Consider the following 25,113-nt stretch of genomic DNA (forward strand, 5'->3'; position numbering starts at 1 on the left):
TGAATGCTTATCATAAAAACCATGCATTTCTTGCATGTATTGCTATGTTGTTTTCAAGGTTTTGATTTTTAAGCTTTTGTTTTTTGTTGAATTGTGGGGGAGAGGAAAATAGCTGCAGTTTTTACAGCTATTTTTAATAGTAAGGGGGGGTTAGAATGCGTAGCTCGCGCCAAATAGATATGACTCAGTTTCGAAATTGCCCGCGTTCATATACTGATATTCTATATTTAGGCCAAATCCTGAGTTGAAACGATACTGCCAGCCAAGAGCACCGAAAAAGCCATATTCAGTCGAGCTTTTTTCATGCTCATTGATTTCATAGCTTATACGAGTAGCGGCACCGCCGGCTTTTCCATATAAACTGCTGTTGGAAAACAATGGTACATTACCATATAGCGCTACGCGTCCAGCTAAATAGTGAAAGTTATCTACTTCGATAAGGTTGAGCCAATTGAGAACACCACCGCCACCTCCGGCCATGAATCCTGTTTCGACGCCGATGTATGGACTAAGCATGTAACGATAGTAAAGGTCACCACTAGTGCCCATACTCACATCTAGTTCATTGTGTTCACTATCAATTTTTTCTTCAAGCTCATAGTATTGGTTGCCAATACCACCAATATTGCCACCGATAACATGCGTGGTATTTTCGTATGCACTGGCAGTGGCGCTAAAAATAAGTCCGCTAAGTATCAGGGCGGATTTTACTACCTTAATTTTCACTAAGATTAACCTGCAAAATAATAACTACAATTTGATAACATTTCGCTTCGGTATGATGAAACCGCTATGTACCATTCAGCCATCTAAGAAAATAATGATAAATAAAGCATCATCATGCGGGTTTTTTAAGAAGCGATAAACCGCGGTGAATCTATGCGTGTGTAAGGATAATCACAAATTATTTATTAAATGAGGTGCATACTTTGTGATCTTGGATTGCTTTGGTGGTATTTTGCGCAGTGGCTATTGGCATTAACAACAGCCGAAAGAAAAGGACTAAACTATCTGTAAAGAAAAAGGGATTTAGTTTGCGGAGGTACGTTCAATGCAGATTTCTCTTATAGTTCATGGCAGTGATCCTTTGCATAAGACCAATATTTTTTTTCTGCACCAGGATCTGTAGCCAGCAATAGTAACTTACTTCTTAGCTTGTTTAGTCTTGCCTGCTTTTCATCCTGAATTTCTTTGAGACGATCAAGATCCATATCATCTTCACCTTCACCGATATCTCGAACTCGTGCAAGTTCATTGCAGACTTGTCTGGCTAACTCATTAACAGCACTCTGCGGCATAGATTCATCCTCTAGTCTTAAATCCCTTTAAAATGACATTACCGTTGAATTAAAGCGAAGAACACGACCAAAATCACATTTTAACAACTTGGAAACATTTGTTTGGGGTTAATAATTTTGGTTGAAGATGATGCGCTTAAAAAAGCAACAAAAACAGCAGGGTATTAGTGTCTGATTGATAGATAAGTGGTTGAGTTTATAAAATAACCAAGAATTAATAACAGTGAAAAGTGGTAGATAAGGGAGACAGTAAATGCAGTATTGTTGAGTAATACAAAGAATATTGCTCGATGAATGATTTACTTTTTACCTAAATTCACCTTGCAAATGATTCTATTGCACTTTCTCGAAAAATTATGATTTCAGGCTTCTCTTAGGCATCCTGAAATCATCTAATAATATCTGTTAGAAAGCGAGGGGATGATTGAATGCAGTGGGGGAAATGGATCGCTATTGGTGTGGGAATTGTTGTGGGGGCCGGTTTACTTTTTCCTGCGACGACAATGATTCCGGTTCAAGATGCACAATGTAATGACTGGAATAAGAAGACGTTTTGGTATGAGCCCTGGGGAACGTCGGGTACGCACAAAGGGATTGATATTTTTGCCAAGCACGGAACATCTGTGATTGCAGCAAGCGATGGCGTGGTGCTGTATGTTGGAGAGTTACCCAAAGGGGGGAATGTAGCGGCGGTGTTAGGTCCCAAATGGCGTGTTCATTATTATGCTCATATGGCGTCTGGGCTAGTATCAATAGGTGATTGGGTGTCAGCGGGGGAAACAATAGGGACAGTCGGTCAAACGGGCAATGCAAGAGGTAAGCCCGCTCATTTGCACTATTCGGTATTAAGCCTGGTGCCATACCCGTGGCTCATCTCCGAGCAGACTCAAGGATGGAAGAAAATGTTCTACCTTGATCCAGCTATAGCATTTGATCGTTGCCAAAACTGAGGTGGTGATTTCTGAAGCACCGATTCATAGCGGCACGGTTAGTGCTGTGAGCTATGTATAGGGGGGATTTGTACGCTTGGTTTCACTGAAAAGTGTTATGATATTCAATGAAGGAGAAAGGTTGTTGAGATATTGGGGATATATAGAACGAGAAGAGTACATTATCCTATTTGAAAAAGAATTTCCGGTTTGTGTCTGTCCCGGAGCTGATGAGTTCTTTTCAGTTTCGGAGCAGGATATTATTAGGCAAATCATTGAAGACAAAGTTCCCTTTGGTGATATAGAGATAACTTATGATGCGTTGTATGCCATTTGTGATGAACATGAAGTTGTAAGTTCCAAAGGTATGATATGGCTGCTGCCGGCGATTTGTCGATATATACTTCATCGTAAGCCTCATCACGGTTATTTTGTAGAGCTGATTCCACTGTATATAGAATTGGGATACTCTGATTATTGTTTCAATTTGAGTTTATTAACAACTAATCAAAAAGAGTTGCTTTACAACTTTTTGGAGTATTGTGCTGAAACGTACGGGATAAAAGTATCTATAGCACAAGATAAAATGACGATGATGTGAAATATATTACTTATTTTACCGATATTTATATTACCCATTTTAATAAAGCCCACCGAAAATATGGGTGGGCTCTATGAGATACAATGTGTTTTTTATAGATACGACGGATGTTGCTAGTTAGTAGTTTTTGATAGTGACTACCGGGTGGTTGGCATCAGTATAAATACTCATATCAACATTCTTGCCGTCAACTTTCCAGAACGTAGTTGTAACTGTACTTACCGCGCCGCCACGACCTTTGTATAGCGGCTTATGTTGCATTGTAGGTAGTACATCTTTGAACTCAGTTTCCATATCCATTGTAGCGAGTAGCGTTTCCCCGTGTTCCTTGCGTAGCAGCGTTTGACCACCGAAGTCCCCCTCAATGAAGTCATGATGAACAAAGTTCGAATGATTAGAGTGAACCATAGAGTCAGCCGCTCCCCAACGCGTGCTATCTTTATAACCATTCTCTACGTTGGATACTTTGCCGTTGGCATCAAGAATTAAATAGGAAAAGTAGGTTGTTGGTGCACCTGCATCAAACACATCTTTAACTTGGTCTGGTGTTTTCGCGTTATATACATCCCATGACATCTTGTAGGAAGGTATTAGGCCCTTAGCGAGAATTGGCCCATTATCGTGCTGGCGTGCTGTGCCTTCATCAGACATGGTATTCATCAGCAGAGGATGCCCCCCGGCAGTGACTCCGCCGTAAGGGATGAGGCCAATCCAAGTTTGAATGAGCTTTGTGTTCCCTTCTAGGTCTGTATGGTTGATAACCATTAGGCCCTCTTCATTGATGCCCATGTAGTCGAAGTTTGCCAGCCCAATGGCTTTACCTTTACCGTTGGTTTTACCCATTACCGTGCATTTGGCCGGGGCTTCAGCTTTTTTCTCGCTTTCTTCTAAGAAACCAAGGCCACCAGAACGCTGAGATTCAAATACTGCTTCATCAGACATGCCAAGCGCGAGTAGGTAGTTTGGCTCAAGGTTGAGTGCATCAGATAACCCCGCGATGTACTCTGCCGAGTCTGGCGAGTGTATCTTGAGTTGGCCGTAAACGTCGTTCTTGTCGAAAGTCTCTTTTAGGTTATCAAGATCCATACCTTCTAGCATTACGCCAAGCATACTGTCAAAACGTTCGATACCAGCCATGATCTGCTGATGGCCAACGTTACCAACGTGCTTACCTAGCTCATAGGTCGACCCAGTAAATTTTACTTCTGCAATCTGGTCTGTATGTTGGATCAATTCAGCTTGTACACTAAACGCAGACGTTATTGCGATAGTTGCAGCAAGAAGTGTTTTTTTCATGGTCATATCTCCGTGCAGCTGGTGGGCTAGGCCACTAGCAGTAATTATTTAAACTGATAATTTATCAAGGGTTATTTTTACTAAGCCTTGCGCTAGAAGTAGTAGAAGAACCCGAGTTCACCCTTGTTGTCTGAGACCGATTTACTGCCCTTGGCTTTTTGGCTTAGGTTTGTGTAATCAACTTGTACCCACCATTTTCCATCGTCAGAGATTGGCTGCCCGTAGCCGATTTTTGTCTCTAGCTTGCTACCAATGTTGGTTTCCATCCATTGAGGTTGGACAATCATGTATTGGCCCCAGTCACTGAGCGATAGCGAACCAAACAAGTTGGCTTGATAGCCATTGATGTCCATATTTCCAGTCTTGCCTGTAACATATGCGACGTTAGGGTAAATAGTGAATGACTCCCAAGGCGTATTGACTTTGGCAATACCGCCGATGGCGATTAGATCGCTGGTTTGTGTTGCACTCCAGTCCTTGATGTAATCAATTGAAAATCCGGCTTTATCCATTTCGTGAATACCAGTGTCTAGCACTTGAAAATAACGTAAACGACTAACGTTCTTTTTGGAGTATTCGGCTAAACCAAGAAATGTGTTTCCTTCGCTATATTGGCCTGCTATCCCTGCTGAAAATTTCCCATCACCTTTAGTATCGAGTGTTGTCATAGCAAAACTGTTCACTTGAGTAAGATCGCTAGGATCTGGGCTCTCTTCTGCGGTATCAGTCGCCATACATAGAGAGGGAAGTGTTAGTAATAATGCTATTAGTGATTTTTTCAGCATTTATGTGCACCCTTGTTTGTTTCGTTGACGTCATATTATGTTTGATGTTGAACCTTTTCAAGTCAATGTGTTTAATATCAAATGTTTTTTAAGGTCGCATTCAGGTTATATAGTGGTAATTGGTCGTTGGTTACAATGATTTTTATAAGTAAATATTTGAATTTGATTAGTATGTGTATGGATGTGGTTCTGTGTTTGTATGTGTGGGGACTGGAGGTTGATAGTATGTTTGATATCAATCGATACTAAGTGGGTTCAGAACAACATTATCGAAGAGATAGGCTCAAGGCTTCGTCGTCGATGGCAGGTCGGCAGGGAAGCATTCGATTATTTGATTGGTGTTAATGAGGCTTAGTGATACCGATTTCTCATTTAATACAGGTGAAATATAAGCAGATGAGCATATATACATGCCTATCGTATTGACTTTAAATGGGGCAAAAAAGAAAATTTTTGGAAGGTGTTCTGGGCATTCTGGTGTAAACGAGAATTCTGTTTATAGAGGGACTATGCGTATTGATTTAAGAATGATAGAGAGCAAAATTCAACTTCATGAATTAATGGCTAATTGCTTAGGTTTTCCTGATTTTTATGGAAAAAACTGGGACGCATTTTGGGATTGCCTTTGTGATCTAGGTTTACGCGATTCAGATTTGCCTAAAGTCATAGAGTTTGTCGGTTCTAGTCATTTGAAGTCGACTCTCCCTGAGTGCTTCGAATCCTTAAAAAGTTGTTTTGATGACTTGAGACGAGAGTATCCAAACATAGATACCAGAGTAGAATGGAACTAATATGCCATAACGCGCGTATGAGCCTTTGGGGTGTCAAGGGGTAAAGCGATTCCCCTTGTTGGTACAGCCGCCAATATGATCGAACAACAAAGCTGTCTGCTTCGCTCTGTCGATTATCGTCGTTTACGACATATATTGAGGGGGCTTTTACTGCGGTCTCACCGCTGGTTGGTAGTTTTATGCTGGGCCAGGCTAGGCGTTCTCTAGCCATACATTGGTTAACTTGAACAGGCTTCCATCCCGATAATAGCAGGAGGCAAGTTGGCAAAGAATGTGAGTAGCTTTCTTCGAGATATTGTTTGTAGATCAGGGTGTTGCTTTTGTTATTCTCACTGTGGATACTAAAGGAATGTTTGGCTACATCAATGCCACAGATAGAAGGTGACATGGCAGCCTCCGGCTGAGTATCTGCTGGGTGAAGGGGAGTTTATGTCGTTCGTCAGGTTTTAGGAGAAAAATGGATTACTTCAAACATTCTCGATTCAGGTAGAGGCGACCATTCGAAGGAGTGGTCACTCGAATAAACCTATTCGGGAGTAAATTATGAAAATTGCAAAACGAGCTTTGCGCAGACACCATATTCAACGAGTTAAGAACAATAGAAAAACGTTTTGGGGTAACTCAGTAAATATTTCAAATCGAAGGTTAGGCATTTGTGCATCGACACCTTGCGTTTGTTCATGCTGGATGTGCGGTAATCAACGTAAATACTATGGTGCAAGTTTTAGTGATAAGAAGCGAAGCTTAATCATTGGCAGCTAATAAGTTCTAGCTGAATTGATATTCGTTTTAAACAACCAAGCGCCCAATCGGGCGCTTTTTTTACGCTCAGCACCAAAGCGTAAAATCATCACGCATAGGGCATGGACACGTATAAACGCACTTTTCCTATCCTGCAGTATCAAAAATCGTAGTTGCAGGGAAGTAACATGGCATTAAGCAAAACATCATTGAAACAGAAAATCATCAAAGAGCTGCAAGCCAATGGCATCGTGGTCGATGGCGATTTCGCCCAAGCTGGCAACATGGCCGAGGCCATCGCCAATGCGATCGTGGATGAGTTCATCGAGAACGCCAAGGCCAATGTGACAAGTGGCTGTTCGGCAGGGGAGTATTCGATTATCTGAAAGGAGAGCATGGACTCTGAAAAGAGAGTTGCCATGTCTTTGTTCGTTTAATTTTGCAATTGATATATTCATTTTTCATATCGGTATTGATGAGGTCTCATTAATACCGACAAAGTATGTGTGAATAGGTATACTTTCGCTGCTATTGTATTGACTTTAAAGGGTTTTAAAAAGAAGCTTTTCGTGAGGTATTCTGGTGAAAGCGAGAATTCTGTTTAAAAACACGGTTAAATGGATATTCTGTCTTTTGAATCGTCGCATAAAAAGGATTTATATGAAACATTATTTTAAGCGTGTACCCAAGATATCAATGATACTAGTGAGTGTGTTTTTATTATCGATTCCCAGCGCATTTTCACAAACTAAGGCGGACAAAAATCCCTATACAGGTGTTTTTCAATCTGAAAACGACTCGACCATTAATTTTATTGTACTAGAACGAAATGGCAAAATAATAGCTCGTAATGTGTGGGGAGTTGAAGAGTTAGATCTTAATGAAGCACATAGTTTTACTCTTAAAGAGTGGGGGTTAACTGGTCAATTTTCAGGTGTTAAAGAGGCTAAGTTTCAAAAGTATGTAGAAGAAATAAATGGTCAACAGCACCCGTTTAATCGTATCAATGTAGAGCCGTCAATTCCCTTTTTATATAATAGCAATCCTAATTTTACTGATTTTTCTGCCGTAGATCAGGAGAGTTGCTCTGAGGAATATAAGCTTCATTCTTTAGCTAAAAACAGCAAGCATCCTGAAAAAATTGAAAAATTAATCAAGCAAATAAAATCAGATAGATACGGTTGGGGGAAGCAAGATAGTTTGTTGATTTATAAAGACAATAAACTGTTAATAGAAGAGTATTTTAATGGCTGGGAGCGTAATGACCCACACCAACTTCAATCTGTGAGTAAAAGCATTACTTCATTATTACTCGGCAGTTTAATTACCGAGGGTAAATTAACGGATGTGAATGCACCAATTATTAAATTTTTACCTCAATATGCTCGTATATTAACAGCAGATAAATCAAAAATAACTTTAGCCAATTTTTTAAATATGTCGGCAGGCCTTGAATGGGATGAGTGGAGCGTTCCTTATACAGATCCTAAAAATACCCGTACGGCAGAAATGGGAAGTGATGATTCGGTCGCGTTTACACTAAAACGTAGCTTGACGAATAAACCAGGGGAGCACTTTTCTTATAGTGGTGGCTATGTTTCCGTTGTTGGTGGTGTTATAGATACGGCCACTAAGTTGCCGACTGTTGCAGATTATGCTCGTGATAGTGCATTAAGTGCTTTGTGTTTTAAAAATAGTTTTTGGTCAAAGCAGAATGATGGCAAAACCAATACTGCCGGTGGTGCAATGATGCGCCCATTAGATATGCTCAAAGTTGGCCAGTTGATGCTTAATGAAGGTATATGGCAAGGCAAGCAGGTTATTGATAAGCAGTGGGTTATAGACTCAATGAACCCCGAGACTAATCCTTATAACGATACTTACGGTTATTTTTGGTGGCATAATAGTTACTCTATTGGGGAGAAAAACTATTCAGCAGTTTTAGCTAGTGGCTGGGGTGGACAAGAGATAGCCATTATTAAAGAGCTAAACTTAGTGGTTGTTAAAACAGCCTCAAACTTCGCAGGGCAATCTCAACTTCCTACAATGATGAAACGCTTTATTCTACCTGCTTTTTTTGATAATTGATGTTTATCTTAGCAGTTTAGTGCTTGCCATTTAACAAATCATTTAAACGGGAAATTAACAGTTGGCCATCGCTTCGCAATTTTAGCCAACTATTAATTTCCGCTTAATTAGGCTACATGGACTCCCCGGGGTGTCAACAACAGCTGCCGATAAGGTTTGGGACTGCTCCTCTATTTTTTGTCTGTTTACAGGGCTAGACGAGGCGTCCACCTAGCCATACATCGATTTGTAATCATCCCGACAATGGTAGGCGGTAAATTGGCAAAGAATGTGAGTACCTTTCTTCGAGATATTGTTTGTAGATCAGGGTGTTGCTTTTGTTATTCTCACTGTGGATACTAAAGAAATGATTGGCTACATCAATGCCATAGCTTGAAGGTGACGTGGCAGCCTCCGGCTTAGTATTTGCTGGGGGGAGTCTATGTCATTTGTTATGAATAATTTGGTTAGGTGGTAAATTGGATAATATTGTAGCATCAATATTACTTGCTCCTCTGGGATGGATAACAATTCCAACGTTTTTCTTTTTTGCCCTGTTTTTTGTGGTTTGGTTGGTTTTGAAATCGCAAAATAATGAGTTGATTCAAGGACGCTATGTAATTTTGAAGGAGGTTGATTGTGTTAGAGGGCTGTGGTTTAGCATGTCTAGTTTTATGGAGGAGAAAGCATTTTTGCAACTACAAAATGGTTGGCTAAAAAGTCTTTTAAAGTTTATCTACCCTCTGTACTTTTTTTGGGATCTAACATTTTTACTTGCAGTAGTAGCATTTTTACTAATGGCTAGTTGGTTATGTTTTTCGTAAAAAATTATACATAACGGCCACTTGGACTCCCTCGGTTGTCACTAACAGTTGTCGATAAGATAAGGTTTGGAACTGCTGCTCTACATTCGGTCTCTCTACAAGGCTAGATTTGCCGAATGACATTGGTCCTCGTTCTTCAACAATTAAGAGCCCACTCGGGCGCTTTTTTACGTTCAGAACTTAATACGTAAAATCACCACGAAAAGGGTTGGGCAACGTAAAACGCACTTTTCCTATCCTGCACTGCCTAATGCCCACGAGATCTCCATGAATACTGGGCTAAGGGAGAGCCGCTACCAGCAGCGCCAGGGCGTGTATCAGTTGGTCGACCAAGCGGGCAATTTCGAGCGAAAGACCGACAAGGATGAGAGTATCGAATGCCTCAACCAGTGGGTCAAGGTGCTGGAAAAACTCATCGAGGAAATCGGCTCAACCCGCGTTACCAAAGCGGCCTACATTGTTGAGCAGGCCAGAACCATCAAGATGAACGGCGGCAAGGACGTGTGTACCGGTGCCACTATCTGCCCGTTCATGGGCAAGCCCCATGTCGACGTATCAAAAACCGTATTCGCAGGGAAGCATCCGATTATTTGATGTGATCTCTGTCTTGTTTTTAGTTCTGATCTGTATAGATAGCTAACAGGAAATAGATTACACTTCGAAAAAAAGGTATTGATAAAGTTTCATCAATACCTTTTTTATTTGACATATATTTTTATGTGTAAAAATCATGTTTTTAAATTATGAACGATAGGATATACATCACAGGTAAAGGCCTGAGTCGATCCCAAAAGAGAGTTTCAAGTTTTACCAAAGAGATAATTTAGTGTGTCATTACAACTAAATTTTTGAGTGGAATTATATCACGGTTCAGCACAATTTTTCTGTCATAGTGTTCGATTCGATAGAGTGAAATGTACTTTTCCATTTTATTGGCTAGTTTAATATTGTTTTTAGGAGAGGGGTAATGGCTTTCTGGTTTGCAAAAATAATAAATACCAATACAGAGATTTGTCATTGCTTTGGACCATTTGAGTCTCTGGAAATGGCAAAGAATGAGCAAGATAATCAAATGAAATGTAAAGAGTGGTCATTGACTGAAATCTACAAGGCTTACGATAGAGAGTGGGCTATGACAATGGCCATACGTTTTGCGAATGAACTAGAAGTTAAATTATCAGGGCGAGAGATCCCCCAAACTAAGAGACTAGCTTATCAGCGTGGGTACTCAAGCGCCAATCAGTTTTATAAAAATCCTTATAGGGAGGGAACGGTTCGATATAATGATTTTCTCTTAGGGTGGCAGCGAGGAGGAAATTGATTATATCGCTTATTGTATATTAACGTCATATAGTAAATGCTTTTTGGTGGAAGCCTAGAGGCATTAAAGCCTCTAGATCTACCTCGGACATCATACCTGCTGAAACAGTACTGGCACATACCGCACTAATGGCTTGCAGAAGTGAAACTAGAACAAGTTTTGTATGTGTTAGAAATTTAGCCATAAAACTCTCCTCATTTAGGTATTCATTGTTAACCTAATGCCCGCTAAGCCCCGCGAATACTGGGCTAAGTGGGGAACTGCTACCAGCAGCGCCAGGGCGTCTATCAGCTAGTCGACCAAGCGGGTAACTTCGAGCGAAAGACCGACAAGGATGAGCGTATCGAATGTCTTAATCAGCGGGTCAAGGTGCTGGAAAACCTTATCGAGGAGATAGGTGCAACCCGCGTGACCAAAGCGGCCTACATTGTTGAGCAGGCCAGAACCATCAAGATGAACGGAGGCAAGGGCGTGTGTACCGGTGCCACTATCTGTCCGTTCATGGGCAAGCCCCATGTCGACGTATCAAAAACCGTATTTGCAGGGAAGTAACATGGCATTAAGCAAAACATCATTGAAACAGAAAATCATCAAAGAGCTGCAAGACAAGGGCTTCGTGGTCGAGGGCGAGTTCGCCCAGTCAGGCAACATGGCGAGGCCATCGCCGATGCGATCGTGGATGAGTTCACTGAGAACGCCAAGGAGCGGCAGTTCGGCTGGGGAGCATTCGATTATTTGATTGGTGTTAATGAAGCCTAAAAATGCTCACTTTTAACGGTTGGCTCTTTTTAAGCGCATGAAAGTTAAAGTTTATTTTTTTGTGATTCGGTATTAACGAGGTCTCATTAATACCGATTTCTTATTTTATACAGACACAAATATGTGTGAATTGGCATACTTTCGCTGCTATCGTATTGACTTTAAAGGGTTTTGAAAAGAAACTTTCGGGAGGTATTCTGGTGAAAGCGAGAATTCTGTTTAAAAACGCTGTTATGTGTTTAAGGAGAAACCATGAATTTCTTCAAAAGAATGTTGAAAAAGGGAAAGATTTCGACTGATGATCTGACCTGTAAGACTGTCGGTGAAATTATTACAAAGGCAACCGACGGTGAGTTGCTTGTTGAAGGCAAAGCAACATATGAAATAGCTCATGATAAAAAGCATGACCTTGAAGTAATGATGAAGTGTTGTGAGTCAGAGCTAAATAAGTACAGAATCACTGATCAAGCACCTGCGCCATATTACTTTGAACGTGTAGCGATCTTAGCTAGAAAAGCCAAAGACTATGATCTAGAAGTACGTATTTGTGAGCGGTATATAGCAGTAATGAAAGAAATCTACGGTGATCAGCGGATAGGTATTAAAGCAGGACCAAGATTCGCGGCTATCGAAAAGAGGTTACCTAAAGCCAAGCAATTGCAACAAAAAAACACATAATAAAGGCATCAAGGTGACGCATTACACTCGGCGGTTTTGGTTTGGAGTTCAGTGTGCTTGATTAGTTGGTTGTGGCGTACCTTATGCCCGGCGTTATATGACAGGAGATAAATTTGGGTGATATAAGTGAACTAATAGATGATTTTGGATTGGTTACTGAAATAGCAACAGATCTTTCGATGCATTTCGGAAGAGTTAATACAAATGATCGGCGTAAAAGACTATCAACTTATTTTTTAGCAAAACTAGTCCACAATTGCGTTTCTTTACTTAAAATTCTACCTAAAGATGATGGTGAAGAAATACCTTATTTTGATTTTTCTTCTATAGCATCGTTAGGTCGTAACATTATTGAATCAACAAATTTATGCTGGTATTACTGCATAGATGATGTTGATAAAGATGAGTCTGATTTTAGATTTATTCTATTTGATTATCACGATACTTGTACCCTCTTATCAATGTCAGACAGTTTCAAGTGGGAATTAGATACAACAACGGATTTGGAAAATGAAAAATTAACTTTAAAGAAGGCGCTTTTAGAGTGTGAACAATATAAAGTTCAAGACTCCGTAACCAAAAAACAGCTCAGACAAGGTAGAAAAGCATCTTTGTATAACCAAAAAGAATTAATAGAGTTACGTTGCATTGATGGTGATGAGTTTCAGGGGGCTTATAAACTCCTCTCAAATCATGTTCATTCAACTCCTAACTGTGTCAAGAGTGTAGTTTTATCTAGGCTACACGGACAGGAAATGGACTTTGTTTTGTGTGGGCTTACTCTTTCATATGTCTGTAGTTTTGTGGCTGAGATGATTAAGGCTGTTGGTAATCTATGGGAAATGGAGTTTGCGAAGAAAGATTCTGAATATTTGATAGAGTCATATTCTGCGCAACTTTATAAAGTCACATAACAAGGCAATGCGTTACACTCGGAGGTTTTGGTATGGAGTTTGTGCGTTTTGTCGGCTCAGTGGGGCACGCCTTATCGTAGGTGTTAGGTAAATAGGAGTTCAGTTGGACATCTTTATAACAATACTAACTGGTGGTACAAGTGGGGCTATTATTTCATGGTTAGCTCGGACGTGGATATCAGAACGGTTAAAACAATCAATTAGCTTTGAGTACAGTCAAAAATTAGAGAACTACAAAACTGACTTAAACGCTAAAGTTGAAGCTATCAAACATGATAACCAAGTTAGTCAATTGCGTACTTCTTTATTTTTTGACCATCAACGTGAAGCATATGTATCTCTAATTGCAAAAGTTGCCGAAATTAATGAGGATTGGGGTTACTTAGCTGATTCAGATGATGGTTTGTGGGAGCGTGTCCCTTATGTCAGTTACAGAGAACTTAAAAACCTTATGCTTAAGCATCATCTTTTTCTCGATGACGAATCGATAATGGCTTTGGATCTTATTCTAGATACTTATTCTCGGTCATTTCCGTTTGATCCGGGAGATGGTACAAGTTATCAAAACGAAACCAGTGCATTATTAGCAACATGTGAATACTTACAGCCAAGACTAGCATCTATTTTTAGGTCCAAAATCGGAATGGTAAAAGATGAACAGCATCTTAAAGAGGTAGTAACGCTTGCTGGGATTACATATTTAAATAGCTACAATTTTCCCGAAGTAGAAGTTCCGCCTAAAGGCGTTTTAAATACTCGAGAGGTAGAAAATGCAGCCGATAAGGTTAGGTTGGGATTAGATAATTTCATTGATTTGTCGGAACGTTTAGATGCATTCGACGAATATTTAAGTCGAGATGGTGGCTGGATACATGAAGCTCAAACAAAAGTAAAACGTACAAATGCAATCTTGAAAAAATTCACCATACAATCTGTTTAAGAGTGATTCGCATCGCTTGGCATTTTTGCTATTGGTCGCGTTTAGTGTTTAAGGTGGTATGCGGAAGCATCGGTATTGCGTTGCTCATACATATGGTCTCTCCCGGTTGTCAACAACAGCTGCTGATATGATAAGGTTTGGAACTGCCACTCTATATTTACTCTGTCTACAAGGCTAAATTTGTCGAATAACTTTGGTTCTCGTTCTTGAACACTAAAGCGCCCACTCGGGCGCTTTTTTACGTCCAGAACTTAGGCGTAAAATCACCACGCAAAGGGTAGGGCCACGTAAAACGCACTCCTCCTCCCCTCCTGCGGGCTGTGCGATCCGCAAATTATTTCAGTTTTGTTTTTCGCAATTTTCTATCGCTTCCTGCGTTGCCTAATGCCCTCTAAGCCCCTGCGAATACTGGGCTAAGGGGTAAAGTAGGGGAGAGTAATACAGCCCTGAAATCGCGTATCAGGAATTTCAAACAATGATCTAAATTTCACTATTTTTCAGTTTAATGATCTGCAGTTGTAGCGGTGGCTCTAACTTAACTTATTGAATTTAAATAAAAGTTCGTGCTTTACGTGGCGATTGTCGGTGAGATGAAAGATCACGGGATGATCGCAATAGCAGCTAAACCAAATAAAAACAGTTGGTTAGACATTTACCAAAACTGAAATTTAGTTTTTGGGACAGTTGAATCGCTTGCAGGGAAATATCGAAACTATATGCAGAAATCTATTCAATTGGTTCAAAATGCTGAGAGTGCTCGGCACTATGCCTGCGAACCAGCCAGGTACGCACATTGGGTGATGAAAGAGAGATAGTAAATTTTGGCTGTCGCCACTTTGTCGCCACTTTTTGATTTTGGGTACGAAAAAGGCCGCTCGAAAGCGGCCTTAAATTATTCGGAAATACTGAGTTTACTCTTTACCGAAAACGTTGTTTTCTTGCTCTTGAACTCGGATGAAAGTCGTGCGCTTAGTTAGCTCTTTAAGCTGTGCCGCACCAACGTAGGTGCAGGTTGAGCGCACGCCGCCCATGATATCTTGGATGGTGAAATCCACTGAGCCACGGAAAGGCAATAGTACGGTTTTACCTTCAGCAGCGCGGTAGGTGGCAACACCACCAGAGTGCTTGTCCATCGCGCTTTGTGAAGACATTCCATAGAATTTCATGAACATCTTACCGTCTTGTTCGATGATTTCACCGCCGCTTTCCTCGTGGCCAGCCAGCATACCGCCTAGCATGACGAAGTCTGCACCGCCACCGAAGGCTTTGGATACGTCACCGGCACAGGCACAACCACCGTCACCGATAATACGACCGCCAAGGCCGTGAGCTGCATCAGCACACTCAATAATGGCTGAAAGTTGAGGGTAGCCGACACCTGTTTTAACACGGGTAGTACATACAGAACCCGGTCCAATACCCACTTTTACAATATCGGCACCGGCAAGGATCAGTTCTTCAACCATATCACCCGTTACGACGTTACCAGCGCTGATAACCTTGTCAGGGAAGGCTGCACGTACTTTTTGTACGTACTCTACAAGGTGTTCGGAGTAGCCGTTGGCAATGTCGATGCAAATGAAGATAAGATCATCAGAAAGCGCCATGATGTCTTTGGTTTTCTGGAAGTCAGCATCAGATGTGCCGGTAGAAACCATTGCGTTGTTCAGTACAGAGGCATCGTTGTTGGCAACGAAGTCTGCCCAGTCAGCGACAGTGTAATGTTTGTGGATAGCCGTCATTACACCATGCTTGGCTAGGGACTGAGCCATGCGGAAGCTACCTACAGAGTCCATGTTAGCGGCAATAATAGGTACGCCAGACCATTGACGGCCACTGTGTTTAAATGTAAACTCGCGGGTTAATTCAACTTGAGAGCGACTTTTAAGGGTAGAACGTTTCGGACGGAACAGTACATCTTTAAAGCCTAGTTTCAAGTCTTGTTCGATACGCATTGGGTTATTCCTTTTCTCGACCTAATTATCGAATAGTTGCTTTCTGGCTTTCAGCTATTGGCAGATAGCGGTTAGATCACCGGAAAGCAGGCACAAAAAAACCGGAGCGTTGGCAGACGCTCCGGTTTTCAGCATTATAGGCAGAGAAAGTTAATTAGCAAGACTGATAATGTAAATTTTTTTGTGTTATCTTCCCGAAGATTATAAATCCATTTTCCCTTAGTGCTAAACAGGTTTCATATCTGGGTGATCTGTTCTTTGGGCAAAACAACTGTTCCCTTCCAATTAATATTATTCATTTCTTTGAGAATGTTTAAGCAAGACATGTCTTTGCCTTGTTCAAAAATCAATATTTTGCTATTGACTTTAAATATTAAGCTTGTATTTCCACCTTTTGCCGGCCTCATTATTAAGTTATAAAAATCATTGCCTTATGTCTTTTAGGCGGCTTCTTTTATTTTTTTAATTTGTGATAGAGGAATGAAAATATGCTTTGTAAGCCATGGTAAGGTAATAAATAGAGGGAAGGCAGAAATGAAATAAAGGATAGGGCAATGCGAGTGAAATTCCTTACTTTAATTGTGCTTATAATGACGGTGAGTGCATGTAAATATGAGTCTCCTAGTCAAGCTTTGGGGGTTCTTGAACGTGACAGGGTGACTTATTCTGCGACAGCGAGCGAAATTATTCGTGAATTACCCGTAAAGGAAGGGAGTTTTGTTGAGCAAGGAGAGTTATTGGTCAGGTTGGATAGCAAAAATCAGCAAGCGGTTTTGGCTCATGCTATGGCTGATGAGGCAAAAGCTGCTGCCCATTTGTTGAAATTGACAAATGGTGAACGGCCCGAAGATATAGCAGCGGCCCAGGCGAAAGTTGCCCGAGCGCAAGCACAGCTTACAGAGGCTGAGAAAAATTACCGCCGTAAGGCAGAATTAGTTGCCAAAAAGCTGATCAGCCAATCAGAAAAAGACACGGCCTTGGCTGTTCGTGATTCAGCGCGAGCGCAGCTTGACTCCGATAGGGAAAAGTTTGACAAGTTGACCGCCGGTGCTCGCCTAGAAGATATTGAACAGGCAAAAGCAGAATTGCTGGCGGCCAAGGCCGATGTGGCGTTGCAGGAGCAAAAACTGGCAGAGCTAGATATTGTGGCAACCCGAGACGGTATTTTGGATAACTTGCCTTATAACCTAGGGGAGCGGGTTCCTGTTAATGGTATCGTTGCCGTTATGCAGGCTGGTGTTCGCCCGTATGCACGTGTTTATGTACCGGCTGAGCACCGGGGGAATATGGCCCCAGGGGTGAGTGTCACTGTGCATGTAGATGGGGTTGAAACGGCAATGGAGGGAACGGTGCGTTGGGTGGCGACTGAGCCATCGTTTACTCCTTATTATGCACTTACCGAGGACGAGCGGACGCGGTTGATGTATTTGGCGGAGGTCGATTTGCCCGAAAGCGCGGCTAATCTGCCATCAGGTATTCCATCACAGGTAGATTTGTTGGAGTAACCAATGACAGAGTACGCGATTCAGGCGAGCAAGGTCGTAAAAAAATTTGGTAATTTTAGCGCGATCAACAACATTACTCTCAATGTACCCAAAGGATCAATTTACGGTTTCCTTGGGCCGAACGGGTGTGGAAAGTCAACCACAATTCGCGTGTTGACCGGGTTGCTCTGTCCTACAGAGGGGGAGGTTTCTGTACTTGGACTTACCATTCCCGAGCAATCGGAATTGCTGCGTTTGAAAATTGGTTATATGACGCAGAAATTCTCACTTTACGACGATTTGAGCGTTTGTGAGAACCTTGAATTTATCGGCCAGATCTTCGGTATGGAAAAAGCGGTGCTGGCTAAAAGAGTTGATGAGCAGCTTGTCAGATATGGTTTGGATAAGCGTCGCCATCAGCGGGTATCAGGGATGAGTGGAGGACAGAAACAGCGTCTGTCGCTGGCGGCGGCAACAATGCACAATCCGGAATTGCTTTTCCTTGATGAGCCAACATCGGCAGTCGATCCTGAAAACAGGCGAGAGTTCTGGGAGCAGCTGTTTGATTTGTCTGCCCAAGGAACAACGATTTTGGTGACTACTCACTATATGGATGAAGCTGAACGTTGTCATCGGCTGGCTATCATGGAAGCAGGAGAGATCCGAGCCGATGGTTCGCCGGAACAGTTGATGGACGAGATGGGGGTACAGGTCATCGAGATCAAAGCTGAGCGGTTGCGTGAGTTAAAAGATAAGTTACTGTTGCTACCAGAGATCAGATCCGCAGCTCAACTTGGTATTCGCTTACGGGTATTGGTTAATCAAGACGTTCAGCAGCCGATGGTATGGCTGAAGGATAAATTCCCACAACTTATTGATTGTGAAATGAATATCGCCCGACCGAGTTTGGAGGATGTCTTTGTTTCGGTAACAGGAAAGGGACGGCAATGAAGAGTTTTTATCGAATGAAGGCAATTATGGTGAAGGAGATTCGCCAATTGTCTCGAGATCGAATTACTTTTGGTATGGTCGTTATGATCCCTTTGATTCAGTTGTTGCTATTTGGGTTTGCTATTAATACCGATGTGCGAAATATCCCGATTGCTGTTGTTGATCAAAGTGGTAGTGCTGCTGGTCGAATTGTTACTGAATCGGTGAGAGTGACACAGGTCGTTAATGTCAAACACCAGTTCAGTACCCCACAGGAAGCGGAGCGGGCAATAGCGGAAGGAGATGTCAGGGCGGCATTGATCCTTCCAAGTGATTTGACCCAGCGGGCCATGCAAGGGAGAGTTTTGGGGCAGTGGATTGTCGACGGTTCGGATACCATGATCAGTGCAGCCATTCTGGGGCTACAATTTATGCCACTGACCGATTTGGATTTTGAAGTACGACCTGTGGTGAAAAAAACCTTCGAGGTGGTGCTTTACTATAATCCGACCCAGCGTTCGGCGATCAATATTATCCCTGGCTTACTTGGCGTTATTCTTACCATGACGATGATATTGTTCACCAGCGCAGCGATAGTGAGAGAGCGTGAGCGAGGCAACCTAGAACTGTTAATTACTACGCCTATTCATTCAATGGAACTGATGGTGGCAAAAATCGTTCCTTATATTTTTGTCGGTTTAATTCAGGTTGTGATTATCCTTGGGTTGGGTTATTGGATATTTAATGTGCCAATAAATGGAGCAATAAGTCAGATCCTTCTAGGTACCTTGTTATTTATTTCCGCCAGTCTGACTTTAGGGTTGGTTATTTCAACCATTGCCACGACACAATTGCAGGCGATGCAAATGACAGTATTTATTTTATTACCGTCAATATTGTTGTCGGGCTTTATGTTTCCTTATGAAGCGATGCCAGTAGTTGCACAATGGATTGCTGAGGTCTTGCCTGCGACGCATTTCATGCGGGTGATCCGAGGTATTGTGCTTCGGGGGGCAGATGTTATCGATTTGTGGAGAGATACGCTTTGGCTAGCGGGCTTTACGTTGATTGGTCTGCTAGTGGCAGCCAAACGTTTCAGAAAATCTCTGGATTGAACATGTCCTTTTGTCTGGCTAGCTGTTTACAATTGTATTGATTTTTAAGATTGAGTTATTTTAGAGGTGGTTATTTTGCGTGATGAAAAATGCTCGCAAAACAACTATCTGCTAGTATTTTGTTTAACTTTTGATCTTTTATTGTTTGTTTATTATTCGCAATTTGATTTGAGATAAAAATAAACTATCTAACCTCACTATTTGGAACATCTCTTTAGGTAAACACTAGTGATTTGTGTATTATTTTGCGTGAGGAATAAAAATACCAATAACTCAAATCGCCAATTTTACGGCGCGTCAAGGACGGTATTTTGGCGAAGGTGACGTCGTGTCTCAAAGGGTTAACAATTAGCTCACGAGATATAAAGGAATGGGTAAATGAAAAAAATAATATTAATTGTCGTTAGCATCATGTTTGCAATCGCGGCGATAACAAGTATCTCATCAACGTCTTATATCTCACATCAAGAGATAGATAAGATTATTTTAAAGAAATCAACGGCTCAGGCTGAATTACTCGCAAAGAATGTGGAATATATTCTTTCTAGCTCATCAGCGCCTATAGATGACTTACAAGCATTGCTTCTTTCACTTAAGTCACGCACAGATATTAGCTATGCAGTTGTTATAGATAAAAATATTAAAGCTGTAGCGCACAGTGATGTAGAGAAAATCAATAAAATTTATAATGACAGCTATACCATAGATAGCGCAGCTAGAGGTAAGGCGCAGCATTCAAAATGGTATGCAGATGTGCAGGAAGTGTGGGTTTACGACATCATGGTACCGGTCTATGTTAATGGACAGTTATACGGTGCATTAGACATTGGTATTCCTATCACTGAAGTTAGCGATGCGGCTAACGACATTATGATGACTCAGTTGATTGTTATCCTTTCTATCTTTGTCCTTTGTGGCTGTGCCTTGATGGTGTTACTTGGACGCATGTTCAAGCCACTTGTTGGTTTGCAGTACGCACTTGAGAATATTTCCAAAGGTGATGGTGATTTGACTATTCGCTTGCCGGTAAAAGGTGACGATGAAATTGCCCATATCTCGAAAGCGTTCAATGTTTTCATTAGCAAAATTAACGATATTGTCGCGCAAGTTGTAAATACTGGCCATGCATTGGGACAGTCTGCCTCAGAAGTGCGTAATCAATCCCAGCATGCGCTTTCTCGAGGTCATGAGCAGAGCGAGCAATCGTTACTGGTGGTTACCTCGATGAATGAGATGATTGCAACAATTAGCGAAATTTCTCAAAACGCTGCGGGTGCAGCTGAATCGGCTGAGCAGGCAAACTTGGAAACGCAAGAAGGTCGTCAGATCCTTCAGCATGCTACCAGCAAGATTGTTGCCCTTGCAGAGCAGATGAATGCGATGGCGGAAGTGATTACAGCGCTGGCAGGGAAAACCCAGTCGATTGGTTCGATTTTAGATGTTATCCGTGGGATATCGGAACAAACTAACTTGCTGGCGTTGAATGCGGCTATTGAAGCGGCTCGTGCTGGTGAGGCGGGTCGCGGCTTTGCAGTTGTTGCCGATGAGGTACGTAATCTGGCCACCAAGACAGCGCATTCAACAGAAGAGATCCAGACGATGATCGATCAGCTTCAGCATGAGGCACAAAATGCGGTGGATGCAATGGATAGCAGTAAGCAGTTGACGGCGGAAGGGGCTGAATCGACAGAAAAAGCCCAGCAGGCCTTGGAGCTGATTTCTGCTCAAGTGATGACTATTTTGGATATGAATACGCAAGTTGCGACGGCGACAGAAGAGCAGTCAAGCGTAGCCAATGAGATCAACTTGAATATGGATACCGTTGACCGTTCAGTGAAGGTCGGTCTGGAGGCAAGCCAAGAGCTAGAGCAAACTAGCCGTGAGTTGGCTGAGTTGGCGAAGGATCTTGATCAGCAAGTGGGCTCATTCCGAGTTTAATCAGCGCCTGCTTACTGTTTGTCTGTCACAGTGTTATTATGAGAAAAGACCGCCGAGAGCGGTCTTTTTTATGCACCAGTGGATCGAGACAGTGAACTTACTGAGGTATGTTCTGTGTTGCCAATAAATATATGAAGCAAAGATGTGATTAGATATGTGGGTTAGCTGTGACATTACGGGCAAAAAGTGCACAACTATGTCAAAATTTTCTGATTTGAGCCTCAATATCTTTCAATATTTGATAATCTTTGCATAATCTAGCAGACTCAGTGAACTTCAGGTGCATTGGCCTTGTTTAGCAAAAGAAAAACAAAAAATGTATTTCCTCTCGACTTTTATGGTGAAGAGGGGAGTTGGCGCTTTATTATCCGGGCGGAGCATCCTCGCGAAGTGTTAGATGCAATGTACTGGCGTGCCTATATTTCTTGTCACCGGAAAGACTTTGATTTGTTGCACATGGCAACAGCAAAGTTTAATTATAAATATAACTATTCAGCCTCGGATGGATCTGAGCTTCATTATGCATCAGGCTCGGACGCACTGCGTGTTAATATGATGGGCCCAATAGTACCTATCTCGTCGATTTTAAAGAAGTTTTCTAAAGATAAAACACAAGACGACGAATAAATATCTGGTTAATTATTTTTGCCGAATATATCGTTTGATTAATAAAAAAGGTGCATGATGCACCTTTTTTATTTTGGGGAATATATAAGCGGAATTAATGGGCGTGGGTATGACCGGCGAGATTAATTACGCCAATACCGATAGCGATAATGATCATTCCTAACCACACTTTCGGGTCGAGTTGCTGCTTATAAATAATGGCTGACATAGCGGCAACGCTGATGATTGCCATCCCTGCCCATAAGGCATGCACGATTCCGACCGGAAGGGTACGCATTGCTTGTCCTAGGCACAGGAAAGCGACCAGGTGACCAAGGATGACAATGCAGCTTGGGAGCCATTGAGTGAAGCCATTTGTGGCGCGAAGTGCTACATGTGAAGTTGCTTCAGCAAAGACGCCCAAGAAAAGGAAAATCCAACCCATTTTAATTCTCGTTGTTGATGTTCTCGTTAGGCTTATCAGTATAAATATTTCTTCTGAGATGATAATGCCTTCCTATTGCAAATAAATATTACACATGGGTAATAATTGGCGTTCAATAGCGTCAAGAGGTGACAATTATGAGCAGGACGATAGACTGGTCGGCTTATTTGAACGTAGCGCTCATGGATGAGATTGAACGAGTGAGAGAGTCATGATTCACGAGCAAGCCAGCCAAATGGTAATTTTTCAGACATTGCTATCGGCGGGCAGTTTTACCGAGGCCGCAAAGCGGCTAGGTGTATCCACATCCCATGTCAGTAAGCAGTTGGGACAGCTTGAAGCCGCGCTGGGTGTGAAGCTTGTACAGCGTACTACGCGCTCGCTGACTCTCACCGAAGGCGGGCATCAATTTGCAGTCTATGCCAAGCAAGTTGTTGATGCTGTTCAAGGGGGATGTGACAAGATGGCGGAGCAGCGTGATGATGTCACGGGTGTTATAAGGATAGGGCTGTCCCAATCGTTTGGTAGCTTGCATATGATTCCGGCCATTGAAAATCTTCGTCGGCAATATCCCGATTTACAGGTTGAGCTGAGTCTGTTTGATCACCGTGCCGATATGTTGGCCGATAGGCTGGATCTGTGGATCACAAATTATGAACATTTGCCCGAGGGTTTTGTTGCCCAGCGCTTGGCAGACGTTCGCTTTGTGCTGGCTGCATCCCCCAAGTATTTGGTCGAGCACAGGGCGCCGCTGCATCCGTCGGATTTGCAGCAGCATAATTGTTTAACTTACCGTAGCCGCCAAAGGGACTACAGCGAATGGCTGTTTACCAAAGCAGGTGAGTCTATGAATATAAAGGTGGCAGGTAATTATCGGGTGGATTTGGCCGAAGCGGTTCGGGATGCAGCGATAGCAGGATGGGGAATCGCGTATCTGGCATCTTATTTACTGCGAGACGAGTTTCGTGACGGGAAACTGATTCAATTATTGCCGGACTGGCAGCCAAGTCAGCGTATGCCATTTTATGCTGTCTATCCTTCTCGTCAGCATCTACCACGAAAGATCTCTGCAGTTCTGAATTTCTTCAAAACCTATATCGGTGATGAGCCATATTGGGATAAAGCCTTGCGCCCTTGGGTACAGTTTAGTGATGAATAAACAGTCAGACAGCTTATGCATATTGTGTGCTGTGACATAAACATTTTTTCCATTTGGCAATAATTGGAGCCAATAAGTATTTAGTGGCTTGATAAACAATGCCTTGAGGGTATTGGTGTTGTTTGGGTATCTGAGCGTAACAAATCAATAACAAAGAGTGGTTGCAGTGTGGTTACCGATTCATACAATGCGCTGCTCTATTTTATGAGTAAGGTTTTGTTATGACTTCTTTATTGGGTATTGCTGTGATTTTTATGCTGGCAGCATTGTTGTCGACAGATCGCCGCAATATTCCCCTCCGAACGGTAGCGGGTGCTTTTGCGTTGCAAATTCTATTTGCCCTTCTCGTGCTCTACATCCCGGCGGGTAAAGAAGCCTTGAATGCGGTTTCGGGGGCGGTTTCTGGTGTGATTGATTACGGCCAGCAAGGAATCGCCTTTTTGTTCGGCAACTTGGCAACCGGTAGTGTTGGTTTTGTTTTTGCAATCAATGTACTGGGTATCATTATTTTCTTCTCAGCTCTGATTTCGGGTTTGTACCATATCGGGCTGATGCCGAAAGTCATCAATGTGATTGGCGGTGGTTTGCAGCGTTTTCTTGGCACTGGTAGGGCTGAGTCTTTATCGGCAACGGCCAATATTTTTGTCGGTATGATTGAAGCGCCGTTAGTGGTGAAGCCTTACCTGAACAAAATGAGTGACTCCCAGTTTTTCGCTGTGATGACGTGTGGTCTGGCTTCTGTCGCCGGGGGAACTCTGGTAGGTTATGCCTCGCTGGGTGTCGATTTGAATTACCTGATTGCTGCTGCGTTTATGTCTGCACCCGCTGGTTTGCTGATGGCTAAAATCATGGTGCCGCCATCGAAGACAAGCCTAGATGCCGATGAGATTACATCGGTAGAGTTGCCACGAGCCACCAATGTTATCGAAGCCCTAGCCGACGGTGCAATCTCTGGCCTGCGTATTTCTGTGACGGTAGGGGCAACCTTGCTCGCGTTCATCAGTGTGATTGCTATGCTCAACGGCCTGTTGGGCAAACTTGGTGATTTGGTTGGCCTGACCTTGAGCTTTGAATTGATTTTGGGCTATCTGTTTGCCCCTGTCGCGTTCGTTATTGGCGTGCCGTGGAATGAAGCTATCGTTGCTGGTGGTTTGCTCGGCAATAAGATTGTCGTGAATGAGTTTGTTGCTTTCATTTCATTGATGGATGTGAAGAGCCAGCTCAGCGAGCATTCCATTGCCATTGTTACTTTTGCGTTGTGTGGATTTGCCAATATTTCAACAATGGCAATATTGATTGGCGGACTGGGGAGCTTGGTTCCTGAGCGTCGGGGCTATATTTCTCAAATGGGCATTCGAGCCATAACCGCAGGGGTGTTGGCCAATTTGATGAGTGCTGCGGTTGCCGGCGTTATTTTGTCACTATAGTTGTTTGAGGGGGAGCACATGTGCTCCCTTTTTTATTTATGTGCTGCCTGCTCTGTCGCCATCTTGATGATTTTACTTCCTGTAATGCGTTCTTATCTCATCTGCTAATA

The 25,113-nt window shown here is 42.5% G+C and carries 24 protein-coding genes and 3 pseudogenes; 20 read left to right on the plus strand and 7 right to left on the minus strand.

Annotated elements, in window-relative coordinates; translation table 11 throughout:
• Positions 1 to 150: 150 nt before the first annotated feature.
• The gene (locus ABT56_RS12800) at positions 151 to 726 is read right to left on the minus strand and encodes a porin family protein (protein ID WP_047879282.1); all 576 of its coding nucleotides are present in this window, start codon (positions 724 to 726) and stop codon (positions 151 to 153) included.
• A gap of 338 nt (positions 727 to 1,064) precedes the next feature.
• A complete protein-coding gene (locus ABT56_RS12805) occupies positions 1,065 to 1,298 on the minus strand; it encodes a hypothetical protein (RefSeq protein WP_047879283.1) in 234 nt (77 codons plus the stop codon).
• Positions 1,299 to 1,726: 428 nt separating this feature from the next.
• Between ABT56_RS12805 and ABT56_RS12810 the strand changes: the two genes are divergently transcribed.
• Both ABT56_RS12810 and ABT56_RS12815 read left to right on the plus strand, forming a co-directional pair.
• A complete protein-coding gene (locus tag ABT56_RS12810; protein WP_047879284.1) occupies positions 1,727 to 2,248 on the plus strand; it encodes a M23 family metallopeptidase in 522 nt (173 codons plus the stop codon).
• A 97-nt stretch (positions 2,249 to 2,345) separates the two neighbouring features.
• Positions 2,346 to 2,828, plus strand: a complete 483-nt coding sequence (locus ABT56_RS12815; RefSeq protein ID WP_047879285.1) for a hypothetical protein — start codon at positions 2,346 to 2,348, stop codon at positions 2,826 to 2,828.
• Between the two features lie 117 nt (positions 2,829 to 2,945).
• Here the strand turns inward: ABT56_RS12815 and ABT56_RS12820 are convergent, their stop codons facing one another.
• Positions 2,946 to 4,124: a C45 family peptidase gene (locus ABT56_RS12820; RefSeq protein ID WP_047879286.1), complete on the minus strand. Its 1,179-nt coding sequence runs from the start codon at positions 4,122 to 4,124 to the stop codon at positions 2,946 to 2,948.
• A 92-nt stretch (positions 4,125 to 4,216) separates the two neighbouring features.
• The gene (locus ABT56_RS12825) at positions 4,217 to 4,909 is read right to left on the minus strand and encodes a hypothetical protein (RefSeq protein WP_205626084.1); all 693 of its coding nucleotides are present in this window, start codon (positions 4,907 to 4,909) and stop codon (positions 4,217 to 4,219) included.
• 410 nt (positions 4,910 to 5,319) lie between these two features.
• On the opposite strand from ABT56_RS12825, the gene ABT56_RS12830 reads away from it, so the two are divergent.
• From ABT56_RS12830 to ABT56_RS12860, 6 genes and pseudogenes are all read left to right on the plus strand, one after another.
• Positions 5,320 to 5,700: a barstar family protein gene (locus tag ABT56_RS12830; RefSeq protein WP_240478314.1), complete on the plus strand. Its 381-nt coding sequence runs from the start codon at positions 5,320 to 5,322 to the stop codon at positions 5,698 to 5,700.
• 929 nt (positions 5,701 to 6,629) lie between these two features.
• Entirely contained in the window at positions 6,630 to 6,827 is a 198-nt protein-coding gene (locus ABT56_RS12840) for a hypothetical protein (protein WP_047879289.1), read from the plus strand.
• Between the two features lie 274 nt (positions 6,828 to 7,101).
• On the plus strand, positions 7,102 to 8,529 hold the full coding sequence (locus ABT56_RS23270) for a serine hydrolase domain-containing protein (RefSeq protein WP_053062481.1): 1,428 nt from the start codon (positions 7,102 to 7,104) through the stop codon (positions 8,527 to 8,529).
• Between the two features lie 458 nt (positions 8,530 to 8,987).
• Entirely contained in the window at positions 8,988 to 9,332 is a 345-nt protein-coding gene (locus ABT56_RS12850; RefSeq protein ID WP_047879290.1) for a hypothetical protein, read from the plus strand.
• 285 nt (positions 9,333 to 9,617) lie between these two features.
• Positions 9,618 to 9,926, plus strand: a pseudogene (locus ABT56_RS12855) (hypothetical protein); the annotation flags it as partial.
• 373 nt (positions 9,927 to 10,299) lie between these two features.
• Positions 10,300 to 10,653, plus strand: coding sequence for a hypothetical protein (locus tag ABT56_RS12860; RefSeq protein ID WP_047879291.1), 354 nt, complete (start codon positions 10,300 to 10,302; stop codon positions 10,651 to 10,653).
• 25 nt (positions 10,654 to 10,678) lie between these two features.
• On the opposite strand, the gene ABT56_RS23945 is transcribed toward ABT56_RS12860, so the two are convergent.
• On the minus strand, positions 10,679 to 10,837 hold the full coding sequence (locus tag ABT56_RS23945) for a hypothetical protein (RefSeq protein WP_157037850.1): 159 nt from the start codon (positions 10,835 to 10,837) through the stop codon (positions 10,679 to 10,681).
• Positions 10,838 to 10,917: 80 nt separating this feature from the next.
• Between ABT56_RS23945 and ABT56_RS12865 the strand changes: the two are divergent.
• The 5 genes and pseudogenes from ABT56_RS12865 to ABT56_RS12885 all read left to right on the plus strand — a co-directional run.
• Positions 10,918 to 11,205: pseudogene (locus ABT56_RS12865) on the plus strand (hypothetical protein); the annotation flags it as partial.
• 1 nt (position 11,206) lies between these two features.
• Positions 11,207 to 11,412, plus strand: a pseudogene (locus ABT56_RS12870) (hypothetical protein).
• A gap of 252 nt (positions 11,413 to 11,664) precedes the next feature.
• Positions 11,665 to 12,090 carry a hypothetical protein gene (locus ABT56_RS12875; protein WP_047879292.1) on the plus strand — a complete coding sequence of 142 codons (426 nt, stop codon included), beginning with the start codon at positions 11,665 to 11,667 and terminating at the stop codon, positions 12,088 to 12,090.
• A 113-nt stretch (positions 12,091 to 12,203) separates the two neighbouring features.
• Positions 12,204 to 13,004: a DUF5677 domain-containing protein gene (locus ABT56_RS12880; RefSeq protein ID WP_047879293.1), complete on the plus strand. Its 801-nt coding sequence runs from the start codon at positions 12,204 to 12,206 to the stop codon at positions 13,002 to 13,004.
• Between the two features lie 103 nt (positions 13,005 to 13,107).
• Positions 13,108 to 13,944 (plus strand): hypothetical protein, encoded by an 837-nt coding sequence (locus ABT56_RS12885; RefSeq protein WP_047879294.1) that lies wholly within the window; start codon positions 13,108 to 13,110, stop codon positions 13,942 to 13,944.
• A gap of 911 nt (positions 13,945 to 14,855) precedes the next feature.
• On the opposite strand, the gene ABT56_RS12890 is transcribed toward ABT56_RS12885, so the two are convergent.
• Entirely contained in the window at positions 14,856 to 15,899 is a 1,044-nt protein-coding gene (locus tag ABT56_RS12890) for a GMP reductase (protein ID WP_047879295.1), read from the minus strand.
• Between the two features lie 554 nt (positions 15,900 to 16,453).
• Between ABT56_RS12890 and ABT56_RS12895 the strand changes: the two genes are divergently transcribed.
• From ABT56_RS12895 to ABT56_RS12915, 5 genes are all read left to right on the plus strand, one after another.
• Positions 16,454 to 17,404, plus strand: coding sequence for an HlyD family secretion protein (locus ABT56_RS12895; RefSeq protein WP_047879296.1), 951 nt, complete (start codon positions 16,454 to 16,456; stop codon positions 17,402 to 17,404).
• A gap of 3 nt (positions 17,405 to 17,407) precedes the next feature.
• The gene (locus tag ABT56_RS12900) at positions 17,408 to 18,334 is read left to right on the plus strand and encodes an ABC transporter ATP-binding protein (protein ID WP_047879297.1); all 927 of its coding nucleotides are present in this window, start codon (positions 17,408 to 17,410) and stop codon (positions 18,332 to 18,334) included.
• Positions 18,331 to 19,428 carry an ABC transporter permease gene (locus ABT56_RS12905; RefSeq protein WP_047879298.1) on the plus strand — a complete coding sequence of 366 codons (1,098 nt, stop codon included), beginning with the start codon at positions 18,331 to 18,333 and terminating at the stop codon, positions 19,426 to 19,428. The genes ABT56_RS12900 and ABT56_RS12905 overlap by 4 nt, the downstream gene beginning before the upstream one ends.
• 378 nt (positions 19,429 to 19,806) lie before the next feature.
• Positions 19,807 to 21,366 (plus strand): methyl-accepting chemotaxis protein, encoded by a 1,560-nt coding sequence (locus ABT56_RS12910; RefSeq protein WP_047879299.1) that lies wholly within the window; start codon positions 19,807 to 19,809, stop codon positions 21,364 to 21,366.
• Between the two features lie 291 nt (positions 21,367 to 21,657).
• Positions 21,658 to 21,993, plus strand: a complete 336-nt coding sequence (locus ABT56_RS12915; protein ID WP_047879300.1) for a hypothetical protein — start codon at positions 21,658 to 21,660, stop codon at positions 21,991 to 21,993.
• Positions 21,994 to 22,087: 94 nt separating this feature from the next.
• On the opposite strand, the gene ABT56_RS12920 is transcribed toward ABT56_RS12915, so the two are convergent.
• Positions 22,088 to 22,417, minus strand: coding sequence for a DMT family transporter (locus tag ABT56_RS12920; RefSeq protein ID WP_047879301.1), 330 nt, complete (start codon positions 22,415 to 22,417; stop codon positions 22,088 to 22,090).
• A gap of 211 nt (positions 22,418 to 22,628) precedes the next feature.
• On the opposite strand from ABT56_RS12920, the gene ABT56_RS12925 reads away from it, so the two are divergent.
• Together ABT56_RS12925 and ABT56_RS12930 are read left to right on the plus strand one after the other, a co-directional pair.
• A complete protein-coding gene (locus ABT56_RS12925; protein ID WP_047879302.1) occupies positions 22,629 to 23,576 on the plus strand; it encodes a LysR family transcriptional regulator in 948 nt (315 codons plus the stop codon).
• Positions 23,577 to 23,797: 221 nt separating this feature from the next.
• Positions 23,798 to 25,003 carry a NupC/NupG family nucleoside CNT transporter gene (locus tag ABT56_RS12930; RefSeq protein ID WP_047879303.1) on the plus strand — a complete coding sequence of 402 codons (1,206 nt, stop codon included), beginning with the start codon at positions 23,798 to 23,800 and terminating at the stop codon, positions 25,001 to 25,003.
• Positions 25,004 to 25,113: the final 110 nt, after the last annotated feature.

Source organism: Photobacterium aquae (assembly GCF_001029445.1).
Classification (GTDB): Bacteria; Pseudomonadota; Gammaproteobacteria; order Enterobacterales; family Vibrionaceae; genus Photobacterium; species Photobacterium aquae.

What these genes read in the sequence shown, in the direction of transcription:
- ABT56_RS12805 (WP_047879283.1), bottom strand. Translation starts at nt 1,298, where the DNA reads ATGCCGCAGAGTGCTGTTAATGAGTTAGCCAGACAAGTCTGCAATGAA.
- ABT56_RS12810 (WP_047879284.1), top strand. Translation starts at nt 1,727, where the DNA reads ATGCAGTGGGGGAAATGGATCGCTATTGGTGTGGGAATTGTTGTGGGG.
- ABT56_RS12815 (WP_047879285.1), top strand. Translation starts at nt 2,346, where the DNA reads ATGATATTCAATGAAGGAGAAAGGTTGTTGAGATATTGGGGATATATA.
- ABT56_RS12820 (WP_047879286.1), bottom strand. Translation starts at nt 4,124, where the DNA reads ATGAAAAAAACACTTCTTGCTGCAACTATCGCAATAACGTCTGCGTTT.
- ABT56_RS12825 (WP_205626084.1), bottom strand. Translation starts at nt 4,909, where the DNA reads ATGCTGAAAAAATCACTAATAGCATTATTACTAACACTTCCCTCTCTA.
- ABT56_RS12830 (WP_240478314.1), top strand. Translation starts at nt 5,320, where the DNA reads ATGCCTATCGTATTGACTTTAAATGGGGCAAAAAAGAAAATTTTTGGA.
- ABT56_RS12840 (WP_047879289.1), top strand. Translation starts at nt 6,630, where the DNA reads ATGGCATTAAGCAAAACATCATTGAAACAGAAAATCATCAAAGAGCTG.
- ABT56_RS23270 (WP_053062481.1), top strand. Translation starts at nt 7,102, where the DNA reads ATGAAACATTATTTTAAGCGTGTACCCAAGATATCAATGATACTAGTG.
- ABT56_RS12860 (WP_047879291.1), top strand. Translation starts at nt 10,300, where the DNA reads ATGGCTTTCTGGTTTGCAAAAATAATAAATACCAATACAGAGATTTGT.
- ABT56_RS23945 (WP_157037850.1), bottom strand. Translation starts at nt 10,837, where the DNA reads ATGGCTAAATTTCTAACACATACAAAACTTGTTCTAGTTTCACTTCTG.
- ABT56_RS12875 (WP_047879292.1), top strand. Translation starts at nt 11,665, where the DNA reads ATGAATTTCTTCAAAAGAATGTTGAAAAAGGGAAAGATTTCGACTGAT.
- ABT56_RS12890 (WP_047879295.1), bottom strand. Translation starts at nt 15,899, where the DNA reads ATGCGTATCGAACAAGACTTGAAACTAGGCTTTAAAGATGTACTGTTC.
- ABT56_RS12895 (WP_047879296.1), top strand. Translation starts at nt 16,454, where the DNA reads ATGCGAGTGAAATTCCTTACTTTAATTGTGCTTATAATGACGGTGAGT.
- ABT56_RS12900 (WP_047879297.1), top strand. Translation starts at nt 17,408, where the DNA reads ATGACAGAGTACGCGATTCAGGCGAGCAAGGTCGTAAAAAAATTTGGT.
- ABT56_RS12905 (WP_047879298.1), top strand. Translation starts at nt 18,331, where the DNA reads ATGAAGAGTTTTTATCGAATGAAGGCAATTATGGTGAAGGAGATTCGC.
- ABT56_RS12910 (WP_047879299.1), top strand. Translation starts at nt 19,807, where the DNA reads ATGAAAAAAATAATATTAATTGTCGTTAGCATCATGTTTGCAATCGCG.
- ABT56_RS12920 (WP_047879301.1), bottom strand. Translation starts at nt 22,417, where the DNA reads ATGGGTTGGATTTTCCTTTTCTTGGGCGTCTTTGCTGAAGCAACTTCA.
- ABT56_RS12925 (WP_047879302.1), top strand. Translation starts at nt 22,629, where the DNA reads ATGATTCACGAGCAAGCCAGCCAAATGGTAATTTTTCAGACATTGCTA.
- ABT56_RS12930 (WP_047879303.1), top strand. Translation starts at nt 23,798, where the DNA reads ATGACTTCTTTATTGGGTATTGCTGTGATTTTTATGCTGGCAGCATTG.